We start from the raw sequence: 13920 nt of genomic DNA on the forward strand, positions 1-13920 counted from the left end.
GACGAGAGGTCCGGATCCCGGTGAGGGGGCGGTATGCCGGTCGACGTGTCGGTGGTCGGTTCCGGGCCGAACGGGCTCGCGGCGGCGGTCTTGCTGGTCAGGGCGGGGCTGACGGTCGAAGTGCACGAAGCTGCCGAAGAGATCGGCGGCGGGACGCGCACGGCTTCGCTGTTCGACGACGAGGTCCGGCACGACATCTGCGCCACCGGACATCCGCTGGCCGCGGCGTCTCCCTTCTTCCGCTGGTTCGACCTCGCCGAACACGGTGTCGACCTTCTGCGGCCGGAGATCGCGTACGCGCATCCCCTTGGCGGTGACCGGGCCGCTCTCGCGTACGAAGATCTCGACCGGACCTGTGACGCCCTCGGCGCGGACGGTCCCCGGTGGCGGCGTCTGCTGGGCCCGCTGGCCGAACGCAGCCGCGAACTGGCCGATCTCCTGCTCGGAGACCTTCGCCGTCCGCCTCGCGACCCGCGCGCCGCGGCCCTCCTCCCGGCCAGGATCGCGCTGCTCGCGTCCGGTTCGGAGCGCCGCATGTTCACCGGTCCGGAAGCGCCCGCGCTGCTCGCCGGGGTTTCCGCGCACGTGATGAGCCGTCAGCCCTCGCTCGCCGCGGCCGGTGCGACACTGCTGCTCAGCCACCTCGCGCATTCGACGGGCTGGCCGATCGCCTGCGGCGGAAGCCGGACGATCACCGAGGCTCTGGCCGCCGATCTCCGCGCCCGCGGCGGACGGATCCACACCGGAAGCAGGATCACCGATCTGCGGAGACTGGCGAAGTCGCGCACGGTGATCCTCGACATCGCCCCGCGTGGTTTCCTCGAAATCGCCGGCGGGCTGTTGCCGCCGCGATACCGGAAGGCGCTGGAGGCCTACCGCTACGGACCCGGCGCGGCGAAGGTCGATTTCCTGGTGTCCGAACCGGTTCCGTGGGCCGCGCCGGAGGTCGGCAAGGCGGGCACCGTCCATCTCGGAGGCACCCGAGACGAGGTCTACGCCGCCGAAAACGCCATCGTGCGCGGGCAAGATCCGGACGACCGGTTCGTGCTCGTGTCGGATCCGATGGCGATCGACCCGTCCCGCGGGCTGCCGGGCAAGCGGCCGGTGTGGGCGTATTGCCATGTCCCGAACGGGGATCCGCGAGACGTCACCGAGCTCGTCCGTCGGCGCATCGAACGGTTCGCGCCCGGCTTCTCCGACACGATCCTGGCGAGCCGTTGTATCACCGCGCCGGAACTGGAGGCCTACAACGCGAACTATCCCGGCGGCGACGTCGCGGCGGGCGCGGTGAATCTGCGGCAGGTGCTCGGACGGCCGGTCGCCCGGTGGAACACACACCGGACGCCGCTCGGCGGTGTCTTCCTGTGTTCGGCCGCGACGGCCCCGGGCCCCGGCGTGCACGGGATGGGCGGCTGGTACGCCGCGAAAGCCGTGCTGGGGAAGGATTTCGAGCGGGTGATTCAGGAACCGCGCGGTCGCACGAGTCCCGTTTCGTAGGCCACCACCACGGCTTGGGCCCGGCTGGAGATCCGGAGCTTGGTCATCAAACGGTTCAGGTGCGTTTTCACCGTGGCCTCGCTGACCATCAGGCTCCGGGCGATGTCCGCGTTCGGCATGCCGGTGCCGACGAAACGCAGCACCTCGATTTCGCGTTCGGTCAGCCCGGCCAGCGCGGGCGGAGCCGCCGGCTTTTCCGGCGGGCCCTGGGTGAAGGCCTCCACCAGCCGCCGCGTGATGGTCGGGCCGAACAGCATGTCGCCGCGCGCGACGGCGTGGATCCCGGCGATCAGGGTCTCCGGCGGGCTGTCCTTGAGCAGGAAACCCGCCGCGCCCGCGCGCAACGCCGTGTAGACGTATTCGTCGAGGTCGAACACCGTCAGCATGAGCACGTGCGGCTTTTCCGCCCCGGTGTCCGCGAGGATCCGCTCGGTCGCCTTCACCCCGTCGAGTTCGGGAAGCCGGATGTCCATCAGGATCACGTCGGGACGCAGTTCACGAGCCTTCTCGACGGCTTCGAGCCCGTCTCGCGCCTCGCCCGCGACCCGGACACCGGGAACGGCTTCGAGCAGGGCGACGAATCCCGCCCGGACGAGATCCTGGTCGTCGACCACCAGCACACTGGTCACCGGGCTCGCTCCTGCGGCAGATAGGGAAGGGTCAGTTCGATCGCGAAACCACCGGATCCGGCCGGTCCCATTTCGATCGAACCACCGTACATTCTCGCCCGTTCACGCATTCCGATGAGGCCTTGTCCCGCCGGATTCGGTGGTGGTGTCCCTGCGGACGCGGAATTGCGGACACTCAGCACGAGCGCGTCTTCGCCGTATTCGAGGACGAGTTCCACGATCGCCTGATCCGCGTGTTTCAGCACGTTGGTAAGCGCTTCCTGCGCGATTCGGTAGGTGCACAGCTGCTGACCCGGCGGAAGTCGTCGCGGTTCGCCGATGGTCCGCGTCTTCACCGTGAGGCCGGCTTCACGCACTCGGGTGACCAGTGCGGGAAGATCGGCGAGGCCGGGCTGGGGGCGGTACTCGTGGGTTTCGCGCTGGGGCGGGCGCAGTACGCCGAGCAGGCGCCGCAGTTCGTCGAGCGCTTCGGTCGTGGTCCCGGTGATGGTGTCGAGTGCGGTGCGCGCGGTGTCCGGGGAGGATTCGAAGACGTAGCGGGCCAGATTCGCCTGCACCGCGATCACCGAAATGTGGTGGGAGACGACGTCGTGTAGCTCGTGGGCGATGCGGATGCGCTCCTCGACGACGGCCTGTTCCGCCTCGAGCCGGATCTCCCGTTCCGCGCGGACAGCGCGTTCCACCATCCGGTCCGCGCGCAGGTAGCCGAGCCGTCCGACGATGATCGTGCCCGCGCACTGCGCGAGCAGGCGGGTCGTGTCCACCACGAAGGACGGCACTTCGCCGAGCACGAGTCCCAGTTCGAAAAGGGCGATCCAGGCGATCGTCGGCGGGACGGCCTTGGCGGGCGGATATCGCGCCCACACCGTGTACGCCGCGATGAACGCCGACGGCTCGCCCAGCGTGGCCCGGTAGCCCAAGGCGGTGTAGACGGTCATGAGCGAGACCGACGCGAGCAGGACAGCGATGGGATGGCGGCGGCGCATAAACAGCGGGAGGGCGATGAGCACCGCGAGGATGACGCCGGCCCCGGCCGGGTCGCCGAACGAACCGCCGCGGGGTGCCGCGCCCAAGGCGAGAAGGGTGGCCGCCGCCGCGGTGATCAGGCAGTCGATGAGCAGCGGCCGTGCGCGGAGGAGAGAGAAGAGGGACGGCACTTCCGCAAGTTACCGTCGCGGCGAGAGGGCGCCCAATTCCTGCAACCAGCGCGGTATTCAGCGCGCCCTATACCGCCAAGGTTTACCCCGGCTTCCGACTCGCGGGGATTCCGCTCGGTGATCGGTCCGGATAACGTCGGAACAGGATGGATATTCCATTCCCCGACTCGGCGAAGAGGATGACCCGCTCCGGGTAAGAGGGCCTTCGGGAGGGGATATCCGGAACAGGCCGCCTCTTCGCCGAGTTTCAGCCCAGATAGGCGTCCAACGTGACGGCCAGCGCCCGCTCCGGTGTCGGCGCGAAGCTCGCGCCCGCCAGCCCGCCCCAGAGCCACAACTGGGCGAGGCCGTGCAGGGACGCCCACAGCGACGACGCGAGCAGCCGCGGATCGGTCGCGGGATGCCAGCCGCCTTCCTGCACGTCCTCGACCAATGCGGCGAAGAAGTCGAACACCGCGCTGCTCACCCGCGTGAGCTCGGGATCGTCCGGATCGACGAGATCGCGGCGGAACATCAGCTCGAACATCGCCGGATTGGCCAGCGCGAAATCGAGATAGCCGTGGCAGGCCGCGATGAGCCGCTCCCGGGGTGTCCCGGCCGGCAGGTCGGCGCCGCGTTCGAGCAGTTCGACGTAACCGCGGATCGCGACCGCCGATAGCAGCGCCGCCCGGCCGGTGAAATGCCGCAGCGGCGCGCCGTGCGAGACGCCCGCGGCCTTGGCGATCCCGCGCAGCGTCACGGCGCCGACGCCTTCTTCGGCGAGCAGGGTCGCCGCGGTGTCGATCAGGCGGGTTCGGGCGCCCACGACCGGGTCTCCTCGAGAACGGGCAGCAGGTCGGGGCGTTTCGGCAGGAAACCGTCACCCGGCTGGCGGCCGATGAGCCGGTTGCGGAACCGGCTGACCGCGACCGGGAGGACTTCCCTGGTCAGCCAGCGCAGATCCGCGCGCAGGCCGGGCCGTCCGTCCGAACCGGGCAGCGGGGCGAGCCAGGCCGGGTCGTGGGTGACGTCGAGCTTGCTGAGCACGTGCCCGGCCAGGCGCCGGTGGCCCTGCTCGGACAGATGCAGCCGATCCGGGCCGAAGTAGCGGGAATCGTGTGCCGCGTCGTCCGGCCAGAGGTCGACCAGCGTCGCGCCGTAGCTGACGGACGCCTCGCGGACGGCGTCGTTCAGCGCGACGATGCGCGGGCGCATGCGGTGGCCCATCGGCATGCGGTGGGAGATGTCGCTGAGGGTGAAGGTGACGACCCGCGGCGCGATCTCGGTGCAGGCGCGGATGGCGGTGTCGACGCGGCGGGCGACCGTGCGCGCGTCCCAGCCGCGGCTCATCACGTCGTTGCCGCCGCCGAACAACGCGATCAGATCCGGCTGGAGCCTGGTCGCCGCCGGGGTCTGCTCGGCGTGGATCTGGTCGAGCCTGCGCCCGCGGACCGCGAGATTGGCGTAACGGAAACCGGGCTCGTCCTCGGCGAGCCGGTGCGCGACGAAGTCGGCCCAGCCGCGGTAGAAACCACCCGACGGATGCGGATCGGCCAGCCCTTCGGCGCAGCTGTCGCCGAGCGCGACGAAACGTTGGTAGCCCATCCAGATCTCCGTAACCGCGAGTTCACCTTGTAGACACTGTCTATCAAACCGATGTAGACGCTGTCTACTCAGCGGTCGAGGCGGTTCCGATGGGTGAAGGCGACGGCGCGCCGCGGATCGCCGTCCGGGAGCACCCGGCACAGCGCGTCGACGATCTCCAGGTCGTCGGCCCCGCACGGGGTCTCCCAGTACGACCACAACGCCGACGCGTCGCCGCTGCCGAGGACGACCCGCCGGACCGACGCGGTGACGGCCTCGCGCTCCTCGCGGACGGCGGGCGATTCCGATTCGGCGAGCAGCGGACCGCGGAAGGCGTCCGCCGCGGCCGCGACGTCGCCTCGTTTGAGCGCCGCGCGGACACGCAGGAAGTCGGCGTCCACCTCGGCGGAAAGCCGGTACGGCCGCGTCTGCACGATGTCCGAGCCGAGCTGTGTCCGGAGCCGGTGGATCTCGGCGCGCACGGTCACCGGATTGCCGCTCTCGCCGTAGAGCAGCAGAGCCAGCCGCTCCGCCGAGAGTCCGCCCGGGTTCAGCGCGAGCAGGGTGAGGATCTCCGCGTGCCGCAAGGTGAACGGCACCTCGCGACCGTCCACTGTGGTCGACGGTGGCCCGTCGGTGAGGAACTCCAGCGCGAGCCGCGGCCGCCGCGCCGCAGCCCGGTTCCGCAGGCGCAGCAGGTAGCCCTCGGTCAACGGCTCCACCGTGCCCAGCCGCCCGTCCGGCAGGGTGACCGCGCCGCCGCCCGGCCGGATGTCCACAGTGGCGGGAAGGTCGCCGCAGGATTCGGCCGCCAGCACGCGGCCCTTCGCCGAGAGCAGTGCTCCCGGCGCGCCACGCAACGCTTCCAGATGGGTCATGTTCGCGGCCCGCAGCCGCTCGTCGCGCATCGCGAGCCGGGCCCGCAGCTGGCCTTCGGCGAGCTGGGCGGCCGCCGTGACCAGCGCGAGCATCGCGGGATGGACGGTCCGCAGCGGACCGCTGACGTCGATCGACCCGAGCAGCGCGCCGGTCTCCGGATCGCGTACGGGCGCCGCCGCGCAGGTCCAGCCGTGATAGGTCCGCACCAGATGCTCGGCCGAGTAGATCTGCACCGGCTCCCCGGTGGCGAGCGTGGTGCCCATCGCGTTCGTCCCGATGACGTCCTCGCTCCAGCGCGTGCCTTCGGCGAGCATCACGTCGTCCGCGCGCCGCAGCACGCCCGCGGCGCCCTCCCGCCACAGGATGTGCCCGGCCGCGTCGGTCACGATCATCATGTGCTCGGCGTCGTCGGCGATGCTCACCAGCGTCTGCCGCAGGATCGGCAGGACCGGGGCCAGTGGATGCTCGTCGCGCAGCCCGTTCACCTCGCCGGAGTCGTAGACGAGCGGGGCGACGCCGGTGTCCGGATCGACGTGCGCGGCGAGCGAGCGATTCCACGACGCGGACACGATCGACCTGGGGGAACGCGGCGCGGGAACCCCGGAGAGGATGGCGTCGTGGACGTCCTTCAGCAGCCGCGCGTACGCCTGAGGGTCACGCGGCGAGGACTCTCCAGCGGGCCGCTCTGCCACCTTTCCGAGAATAGGTGACCGCGCTCACTTCGTTGCAACGTACGTGCAACCTCACCCGCCCTAGCTTCGCCGTCATCCGCCACCCCTAGCGATGAGGCAGGAAAGATGGCCAAGTACGCGGCACCGAACACCGAAGGCAGCGTCGTCAGCTACGAGTCGCGCTACGACCACTACATCGGAGGCGAGTACGTACCGCCCGCGAGCGGTCAGTACTTCGAGAACCCGACCCCGGTGACCGGACAGGTGTTCACCGAGGTCGCCCGCGGCACCGCCGCCGACATCGACCGCGCGCTCGACGCGGCCGAAGGCGCGGCCGCGGCCTGGGGCCGGACGTCGGTGGACGAGCGTGCGAACGTGCTGCTCCGGATCGCCGACCGGATGGAGCAGAACCTCGAAGCGATCGCCGTCGCCGAATCGTGGGAGAACGGCAAACCGGTCCGCGAGACCCTGGCCGCCGACATCCCGCTGGCCATCGACCACTTCCGCTACTTCGCCGGCGCCCTGCGCGCCCAGGAGGGCGGGATCTCCCAGATCGACGACAACACCGTCGCGTACCACTTCCACGAGCCGCTCGGCGTCGTCGGCCAGATCATCCCGTGGAACTTCCCGCTGCTGATGGCGGTCTGGAAGCTCGCGCCCGCGCTGGCCGCGGGCAACGCGATCGTGCTGAAACCCGCCGAGCAGACCCCGGCGTCGATCCACCTGCTGATGTCGCTCATCGGCGACCTGATCCCGCCGGGCGTGCTGAACATCGTCAACGGTTTCGGCGTCGAGGCGGGCAAGCCGCTCGCGTCGAGCAACCGGGTGCGGAAGGTCGCGTTCACCGGCGAGACCACCACCGGACGGCTGATCCTGCAGTACGCCAGCGAGAACATCATCCCGGTCACCGTCGAACTCGGCGGCAAGAGCCCGAACATCTTCTTCGACGACGTCGCCGCCGCCAACGACGCGTTCTACGACAAGGCGCAGGAAGGCTTCGCGCTCTTCGCGCTGAACCAGGGCGAGGTCTGCACCTGTCCGTCGCGGGCGCTGATCCAGTCCGGTATCTACGACCGGTTCCTCGGCGACGCCGTCGAGCGGGTCAAGAAGATCAAGCAGGGGCACCCGCTCGACACCGAGACGCAGATCGGCGCGCAGGCCTCCAACGACCAGCTGGAGAAGATCCTTTCCTACATCGACATCGGCCAGAAGGAAGGCGCGAAGATCCTCACCGGCGGTGAGCGCAGCGACCTCGGCGGCGAACTGTCCGGCGGGTACTACGTGCAGCCGACGGTCTTCGAGGGCGACAACAAGATGCGGATCTTCCAGGAGGAGATCTTCGGCCCGGTCGTCTCGGTGGCCAGGTTCGACGACTACGCCGACGCGCTGAAGATCGCCAACGACACGCTGTACGGCCTCGGCGCCGGTGTCTGGTCGCGTGACGGCAACACCGCCTACCGCGCCGGCCGCGACATCCAGGCGGGCCGGGTGTGGGTCAACAACTACCACGCGTACCCGGCGCACGCGGCCTTCGGCGGCTACAAGGCGTCCGGGATCGGGCGCGAGAACCACAAGATGATGCTGGACCACTACCAGCAGACCAAGAACATGCTGGTGTCCTATTCGGACAGTGCGCTCGGGTTCTTCTGATGGCCGAGCGGGTCGGCTTGACACCGGCCGCCGCGGATCTGCTGCGGCGGCTGGTGTCACTCCACGGGCCGGTGATGTTCCACCAGTCCGGCGGATGCTGCGACGGGAGCGCCCCGATGTGTTACCCGGCCGGCGAATTCCGCACCGGGGCGTCCGACGTCCACCTTGGTGACCTGAGCGTCGAAGGCGTCGGCGACGTTCCGGTGTGGATGTCGGGCCCCCAGTTCGAGTACTGGAAGCACACGCATCTGACCATCGACGTCGTCCCCGGCCGGGGGAGCGGATTCTCCTTGGAGGCGCCGGAAGGGGTCCGTTTCCTGGTCCGGTCCCGGTTGTTCAGCGACGAGGAGTCGGCTGAGCTGAACGGCCCAGCAACGCGATGAGCCGTGCGCCCGGTCCGGCGTCCGGCGGTGCCTCGACAGCGTGGTCGAAGGCGCCGCCGGGCCCGCGGACCGGCGTGACGTCGGGATAGCGGCTCGCCACCTTCAACGCGGCCGTCGCGAGTTCGTCGTCCCAGCGGTGTTCGCGGCCAAGGGCGGTGTTGAGGTCCCAGTCGTGGGTGAGCGTGTCGACGAACAGCACGGCCAGCGCGTTCTTCCCGGGGAGCGGACCGAAGCTCCCGAAGTCGAACGTCTTCTCCAGCGCTTCGCCGTCGAAGGCCGCGAGGAACTCGGCGGAACTCGCTTCGTAGGACCCGGCGAGGTCGTCGTCGGCCGACGGCCTGCTCTTAATCGGCCGGCCCGTCGCCTGCGCGGTGCGGGAATCGTGGCCCTCGATCAGGTGTTTCACGATGTCACGGACGGTCCACTCGGCGCAGGGGGTCGAGCGGTCCCAGTCGTCCGCGCCGATCCCGGCGATCGTGGCTCCGGTGGCCCGATGGGCCCGGGTGGTGAGTGCGATGAGATCCATGGCGGCAATGTATACGAACGATCGTGCTATCTTCTAGAGGTGAACACTCTCGAAGTGAACGAGGTCTTCGTCGGCCGTCCGTCGGTGCTGGGGACGAAGCGCGACGTGCCGGTGTACAGCGCCATCGCGAAATCGCGGGTCGAGACGCCGTTCCTGGAATTGGACGAGATCAATCTGGCCGGCGACGACCAGGCCGACCGCACCGTCCACGGCGGCGTCGACAAGGCGGTCTACGTCTACCCTGCGACGCACTACGCCGCCTGGGCGGAACAGGGTTTCCCGGTGTCGGCGGGTGATTTCGGGGAGAACGCCTCGGTGACGGGCGCCGACGAGTACGACGTCAGGATCGGCGATGTCTGGGCCTGGGGAGACACGCTGGTCCAGGTCTCGCAGCCGAGGACGCCGTGCTTCAAGCTCGCGATGAAGACCGGGCGCAAGGACGTCATCCCGGCGATGATCGATTCCGGTCGCAGCGGCTGGTACCTGCGCGTGCTGCGGACGGGCGTGGTGCCCACGTCGGGACGGATGACGCTCGAAGAACGCGATCTGATGAGTCCGACGATCGCCGAGGTGTACGTCGCGTCGTTCACCAACGTCGCCCAGCTCGACGACGAGCGCAGGGAGGCGTACTGGGCTCTGGTGGACCGGGTGCTCGCGGCGCCGTCGCTTTCCCGGCAGTACCGTGACGGCCTGGCATCGGCGAAGAAGCGGCGAGAGGAGCGGAATGCCGGTTGACGGCCGGGTGGCCCGCGGTGACGCGACGAGGCGGATCGTGCTTCGGCGCGCCGTGGACATCGCGTCCGTCGAGGGGCTCGACGGGTTGTCCCTCGGCAGGCTCGCCACCGAATTGGACTTGAGCAAATCCGGCGTGTTCGCCCTGTTCGGTTCCAAGGAGGAACTGCAGCTCGCGGCGGTCGAGACGGCGAGCGCGATCTTCGCGGAGAACGTCGTCGAGCCGACGCTCGAGGTCGAGCAGGGGATCGCGCGGCTGCGCGCGTTGTGCGCGAACTGGCTCGACTACTCGGAACGCCGCGTGTTCCCGGGCGGCTGTTTCTTCTTCAACACCGGCGCCGAATTCGACGCGCGGACCGGCCGGGTGCACGACGCGGTCGCGAACGCGAGCCGGGCCTTCGCTCAGTTCATCCGGTCCACCGTCGTCGAGGCGCGGAAGGCCGGGCACCTGCGTGAGTCCGTCGACGTGAACCGGCTGGCCTTCGAGCTGCACGCGCTGGGGCGGGCCGCGAACGCCGATTCGGTGATGTTCGGCGGGACCGAGCCCTACGCGCTGGCGCGGGCCGCCATCACCGCCCGTCTCGACGCCGCGGCCGTGCAATGAAAGGTCCTTTCCTCGCAAATTTTGCAAGGAAAGGACCTTTCATGGCGCGCTACTTCCAGTCGACCTGCGTGGACCGGTAGAAGTCGATGCCCTGCTGAACCCACCGCGGGCTCTGCTTCGCCAGCCGGAGCCGATAGGCGTCCCAGGTGCGGGAATCCTTCGGCGACCACCCGATCTCGGCGTAACCCGGCAACCTCGGGAACGCCATGAACTCGATGTGGTCACTGGTGATCAGCGTTTCCGACCACAGCGGCGCCTCGACCCCGATCACGTTCTTCTCCGTCACGCCCTCCAGGTACGTGGCCGGATCCCAGTCGTAGCCGGTCTTGACCTCGATCAGGCCCGCCCAGCTCAGCCCGAGCGGCGTCTGCGGGTGGTACTTCATGTCCAGGTACGCCTTGTTCGCGGGCGACATCAGGATCTTGTTGCCCCGGGCGGCCGCCGCGGCGACGTTCGCGTCGGTGCCCGTCGTGCCCCAGAACTGCGGGACGGCCGAAACCGGCGGATTCGTCTTGGCGACGTCGTGCCAGCCCGTGATCGTCTTGCCGTACTTCGCGACGATCGGGTGCACCTTCGTGGCGAAGGTCTGGTAATCGGCCGGGGTGGTCGAGTGCGCTTCGTCGCCACCGATGTTGATGTACTTCCCGGGGGTGATCGCCGACAGCTCGCGGATGACGTCGTCCACGAACTTGTAGGTGATGTCCTTGCCGATGCACAGCGAGCTGTAGCCGACCTCGATGTCCGTGCGCGGCGGTATCGGCTTGCCGTCGCAGTTCAGTTCGGCGTAGGAGTACTGGGCCGCGTTGGTGTGGCCCGGCATGTCGATCTCGGGAACGATCGTGATGTGCCGCGAAGCCGCGTAGCGCACCAGGTCCTTGTACTGCTCCTGCGTGTAGTAACCGCCGGGAGCGCCGCCGACGGCCGTCTGGCCGCCCACGGTCGCCAGCTTCGGCCAGCTCTTGATCTCGATCCGCCAGCCCTGGTCGTCGCTCAGGTGCAGGTGGAGATTGTTGATCTTGTACTGCGCGATCTGGTCGATGTACAGCTTGACCTGGTCCGGCGTGAAGAAGTGCCGGGCGACGTCGAGCATCGCGCTGCGGTAGCCGAAGCGCGGATAGTCGAGCACCGTGCCGCCCGAGACCACCCACGACCGCTTCTGGACGGTCTTCGCCTCGATCGCCGAAGGAAGCAACTGACGCAGCGTCTGCACGCCGAGGAACAGGCCCTCGTCGGTGTTCGCCTTCAAGGTCACGCCGGAGGGCGACACCTTGAGCTGGTAACCCTCGCTGCCGACGCGGTCACCCGCGTGACCGGTTTCGAGCGAGATGGCCGGGCCGCCGCCGCGGTGGCCGCTGACGACGGGCAGCCGGTAACCGGTGGCGGGCCGGAGCAGGCCCGCCAGGTATTCGGCGACCTGCTTGCCGTCGCGGTCGGTGCGGATGACGGTCGCGGGGCCGAGGCGGAAGTTCGCGCGGGGGTCGGGTTTCGCGTCGACCGGCGCGGGGACGACGTCGGTGACGGTCCGTTCGGCCTTCGCGTGCTGTCCCGCGCTCGCCGTGGCGGGGAGACCGAGCGTCACGAGGCTCAGGACGGCCACGCCGAGCACGGTTCTGGACAGGCGTTTACTCATGGAGCACCTCCGGTCGGGGTACCTGGAGACTCTCTGCTTCTAGAGGTATAGACCAATAGGGCAAACACGACAACACCCGATCGGACCAGTACGCCGTACCGATCACCGGTCACTCGCCGCGCAGAACCGCTTTCAGGGCATCGAGAACGCTCGCGTCCTCGATCGTCGAGGGCGCCTGCTCGTCGCGGCCGTCGGCGATGCCGCGCATGGTCTTGCGCAGGATCTTCCCGGACCGCGTCTTCGGTAGCGCGTCCACAATGGACACCTCGCGGAACGCGGCGACCGGGCCGATGTCGCGCCGCACCAGCGCGACCAATTCGGCCTTGAGCGTTTCGGCGTCGACGTCGGCGCCCGATTTCAGCACCACGAAACCGCGCGGAAGCTGCCCCTTGAGCTGATCGCGGACCCCGATCACGGCGCATTCGGCGACGGCGGGATGCGACGCCAGCACGGCCTCCATGGAACCGGTCGAAAGCCGGTGCCCCGCGACGTTGATGACATCGTCGGTGCGGCCCATGACAAATAGATAGCCGTCCTCGTCGACGTACCCGGAGTCACCCGTCAGGTAGTGACCTTCATACCGCGAAAGATACGCCTCGTGATACCGCTCGTCGTCCTGCCACAACGTCGGCAGCGATCCCGGCGGAAGCGGCAATTTGATGGCGATGGCACCCTCGCGCCCGGCGGGAAGCGGATCGCCGGCCTGGTCCAGGATCCGCACGTCCCAGCCCGGCACCGGTTTCGTCGCGGAACCGGGTTTGACGGGCATCGGTTCCAAACCGCGCGGATTCGCGGCGATCGGCCAGCCGGTCTCGGTCTGCCACCAGTGGTCGATCACCGGTACGCCGAGCTTGTCGTGCGCCCAGTGATAGGTCTCCGGATCGAGTCGTTCCCCCGCCATGAACAACGTCTTGAATCCGCTGAGCTGGTATTTTCCGATTTCGACGCCGTCCGGATCGACCTTCTTGATCGCCCGCAACGCGGTCGGCGCGGTGAACAACGCCTTCACCCCGTGATCGGAAATGACGCGCCAGAACGCGCCCGCGTCCGGAGTGCCGACCGGTTTGCCCTCGTACATGACCGTCGTCGCCCCGATCAGAAGCGGCGCGTAGACGATGTAGGAATGGCCGACGACCCAGCCGACGTCGGACGCCGTCCACCACACGTCGCCGGGCCGGATGTCGTAAATCGCGTTCATCGACCAGGCGAGCGCGACCGCGTGCCCGCCGGTGTCGCGCACGACGCCCTTCGGCTTCCCCGTGGTGCCGGAGGTGTACAGGATGTACAGCGGGTCGGTGGCCGCGACCGGCACCGGATCGGCGGGGGAGGCCTTCGCGACCAGTTCGGCCCAATCGGCGTCGCGCTCACCCAGTTCGGCGCGGGCGCGCTCCCGCTGCAGGACCACGACCTTGTCCGGCTGGTGGGCGGTGCCCGCGAGTGCCTCGTCGATGATCGGTTTGTACTCGACGATCCGCGTCGGCTCGATCCCGCACGACGCCGCGACGATGACCTTGGGTTTCGCGTCTTCGATCCGCGCCGCGAGCTCCTTGGGCGCGAAGCCGCCGAAGACGACCGAATGCACCGCGCCGAGCCGGGCGCAAGCGAGCATCGCGACGGCCGCTTCGGGGACCATCGGCATGTACACGATGACGCGGTCGCCCTTCCCGACACCGAGGGAGGCGAGCGCGCCGGCGAAGCGCGCGACCTCGTCCAGCAGTTCCGCGTAGGTGAACCGGCGAACCGAATCGGTTACGGGCGAATCCCAGATCAGCGCGGTCTGCTCACCGCGGCCGTCCCGCACGTGCCGGTCGAGCGCGTTGAACGCCGTGTTCAGCTCCCCGTCCGGGAACCAGCGGTAGAAGGGCGCTTTCGACGCGTCGAGTGCCTGCGTCGGCGTGCGGGTCCAGTCGATCGCCTGTGTGGCTTCGAGCCAGAAACCCTCCGGGTCTTCGAGGCTCCGCTGGTACGACTCGGCGTGCATCGAATGCTCCTTCGCGTT

Annotated in this window: 13 protein-coding genes; 5 read left to right on the forward strand and 8 right to left on the reverse strand. The window is 69.0% G+C overall.

The features are described 5' to 3' along the window. Nucleotides 1–33: 33 nt before the first annotated feature. Nucleotides 34–1497, forward strand: a complete 1464-nt coding sequence (locus DMC64_RS11595; protein WP_125733472.1) for an NAD(P)/FAD-dependent oxidoreductase — start codon at nucleotides 34–36, stop codon at nucleotides 1495–1497. Here DMC64_RS11595 and DMC64_RS11600 read toward each other — a convergent pair. From DMC64_RS11600 to DMC64_RS11620, 5 genes are all read right to left on the reverse strand, one after another. After that, on the reverse strand, nucleotides 1461–2126 hold the full coding sequence (locus tag DMC64_RS11600) for a response regulator transcription factor (RefSeq protein WP_125733473.1): 666 nt from the start codon (nucleotides 2124–2126) through the stop codon (nucleotides 1461–1463). The genes DMC64_RS11595 and DMC64_RS11600 overlap by 37 nt on opposite strands. Then, nucleotides 2123–3283, reverse strand: a complete 1161-nt coding sequence (locus DMC64_RS11605; protein ID WP_125733474.1) for a sensor histidine kinase — start codon at nucleotides 3281–3283, stop codon at nucleotides 2123–2125. Before DMC64_RS11605 ends, DMC64_RS11600 begins: the two co-directional genes overlap by 4 nt. Before the next feature lie 247 nt (nucleotides 3284–3530). Then, nucleotides 3531–4088 carry a TetR/AcrR family transcriptional regulator gene (locus DMC64_RS11610; RefSeq protein ID WP_125733475.1) on the reverse strand — a complete coding sequence of 186 codons (558 nt, stop codon included), beginning with the start codon at nucleotides 4086–4088 and terminating at the stop codon, nucleotides 3531–3533. Continuing rightward, nucleotides 4067–4867 carry an SGNH/GDSL hydrolase family protein gene (locus DMC64_RS11615; RefSeq protein WP_125733476.1) on the reverse strand — a complete coding sequence of 267 codons (801 nt, stop codon included), beginning with the start codon at nucleotides 4865–4867 and terminating at the stop codon, nucleotides 4067–4069. The genes DMC64_RS11610 and DMC64_RS11615 overlap by 22 nt, the downstream gene beginning before the upstream one ends. Before the next feature lie 68 nt (nucleotides 4868–4935). Then, nucleotides 4936–6417 (reverse strand): helix-turn-helix domain-containing protein, encoded by a 1482-nt coding sequence (locus DMC64_RS11620; protein ID WP_125733477.1) that lies wholly within the window; start codon nucleotides 6415–6417, stop codon nucleotides 4936–4938. 105 nt (nucleotides 6418–6522) lie between these two features. On the opposite strand from DMC64_RS11620, the gene DMC64_RS11625 reads away from it, so the two are divergent. Both DMC64_RS11625 and DMC64_RS11630 read left to right on the forward strand, forming a co-directional pair. After that, the gene (locus DMC64_RS11625; protein ID WP_037340578.1) at nucleotides 6523–8046 is read left to right on the forward strand and encodes an aldehyde dehydrogenase family protein; all 1524 of its coding nucleotides are present in this window, start codon (nucleotides 6523–6525) and stop codon (nucleotides 8044–8046) included. Further along, nucleotides 8046–8429, forward strand: a complete 384-nt coding sequence (locus DMC64_RS11630; protein ID WP_037340581.1) for a DUF779 domain-containing protein — start codon at nucleotides 8046–8048, stop codon at nucleotides 8427–8429. The genes DMC64_RS11625 and DMC64_RS11630 overlap by 1 nt, the downstream gene beginning before the upstream one ends. On the opposite strand, the gene DMC64_RS11635 is transcribed toward DMC64_RS11630, so the two are convergent. Further along, entirely contained in the window at nucleotides 8383–8955 is a 573-nt protein-coding gene (locus tag DMC64_RS11635) for a TIGR03086 family metal-binding protein (RefSeq protein ID WP_125733478.1), read from the reverse strand. The genes DMC64_RS11630 and DMC64_RS11635 overlap by 47 nt on opposite strands. Before the next feature lie 39 nt (nucleotides 8956–8994). Here DMC64_RS11635 and DMC64_RS11640 point away from each other — a divergent pair, with 39 nt between their 5' ends. Together DMC64_RS11640 and DMC64_RS11645 are read left to right on the forward strand one after the other, a co-directional pair. Next, the gene (locus tag DMC64_RS11640; RefSeq protein ID WP_125733479.1) at nucleotides 8995–9690 is read left to right on the forward strand and encodes an MOSC domain-containing protein; all 696 of its coding nucleotides are present in this window, start codon (nucleotides 8995–8997) and stop codon (nucleotides 9688–9690) included. After that, nucleotides 9680–10291, forward strand: coding sequence for a TetR/AcrR family transcriptional regulator (locus tag DMC64_RS11645; protein ID WP_125733480.1), 612 nt, complete (start codon nucleotides 9680–9682; stop codon nucleotides 10289–10291). The genes DMC64_RS11640 and DMC64_RS11645 overlap by 11 nt, the downstream gene beginning before the upstream one ends. A gap of 49 nt (nucleotides 10292–10340) precedes the next feature. On the opposite strand, the gene DMC64_RS11650 is transcribed toward DMC64_RS11645, so the two are convergent. Together DMC64_RS11650 and DMC64_RS11655 are read right to left on the reverse strand one after the other, a co-directional pair. Next, entirely contained in the window at nucleotides 10341–11921 is a 1581-nt protein-coding gene (locus DMC64_RS11650) for a beta-N-acetylhexosaminidase (protein ID WP_125733481.1), read from the reverse strand. A 109-nt stretch (nucleotides 11922–12030) separates the two neighbouring features. Further along, a complete protein-coding gene (locus tag DMC64_RS11655; RefSeq protein ID WP_125733482.1) occupies nucleotides 12031–13902 on the reverse strand; it encodes a propionyl-CoA synthetase in 1872 nt (623 codons plus the stop codon). Nucleotides 13903–13920 lie beyond the last annotated feature (18 nt).

Source organism: Amycolatopsis sp. WAC 04197 (assembly GCF_003947475.1).
In the GTDB taxonomy this organism is placed as follows: Bacteria; Actinomycetota; Actinomycetes; order Mycobacteriales; family Pseudonocardiaceae; genus Amycolatopsis; species Amycolatopsis japonica.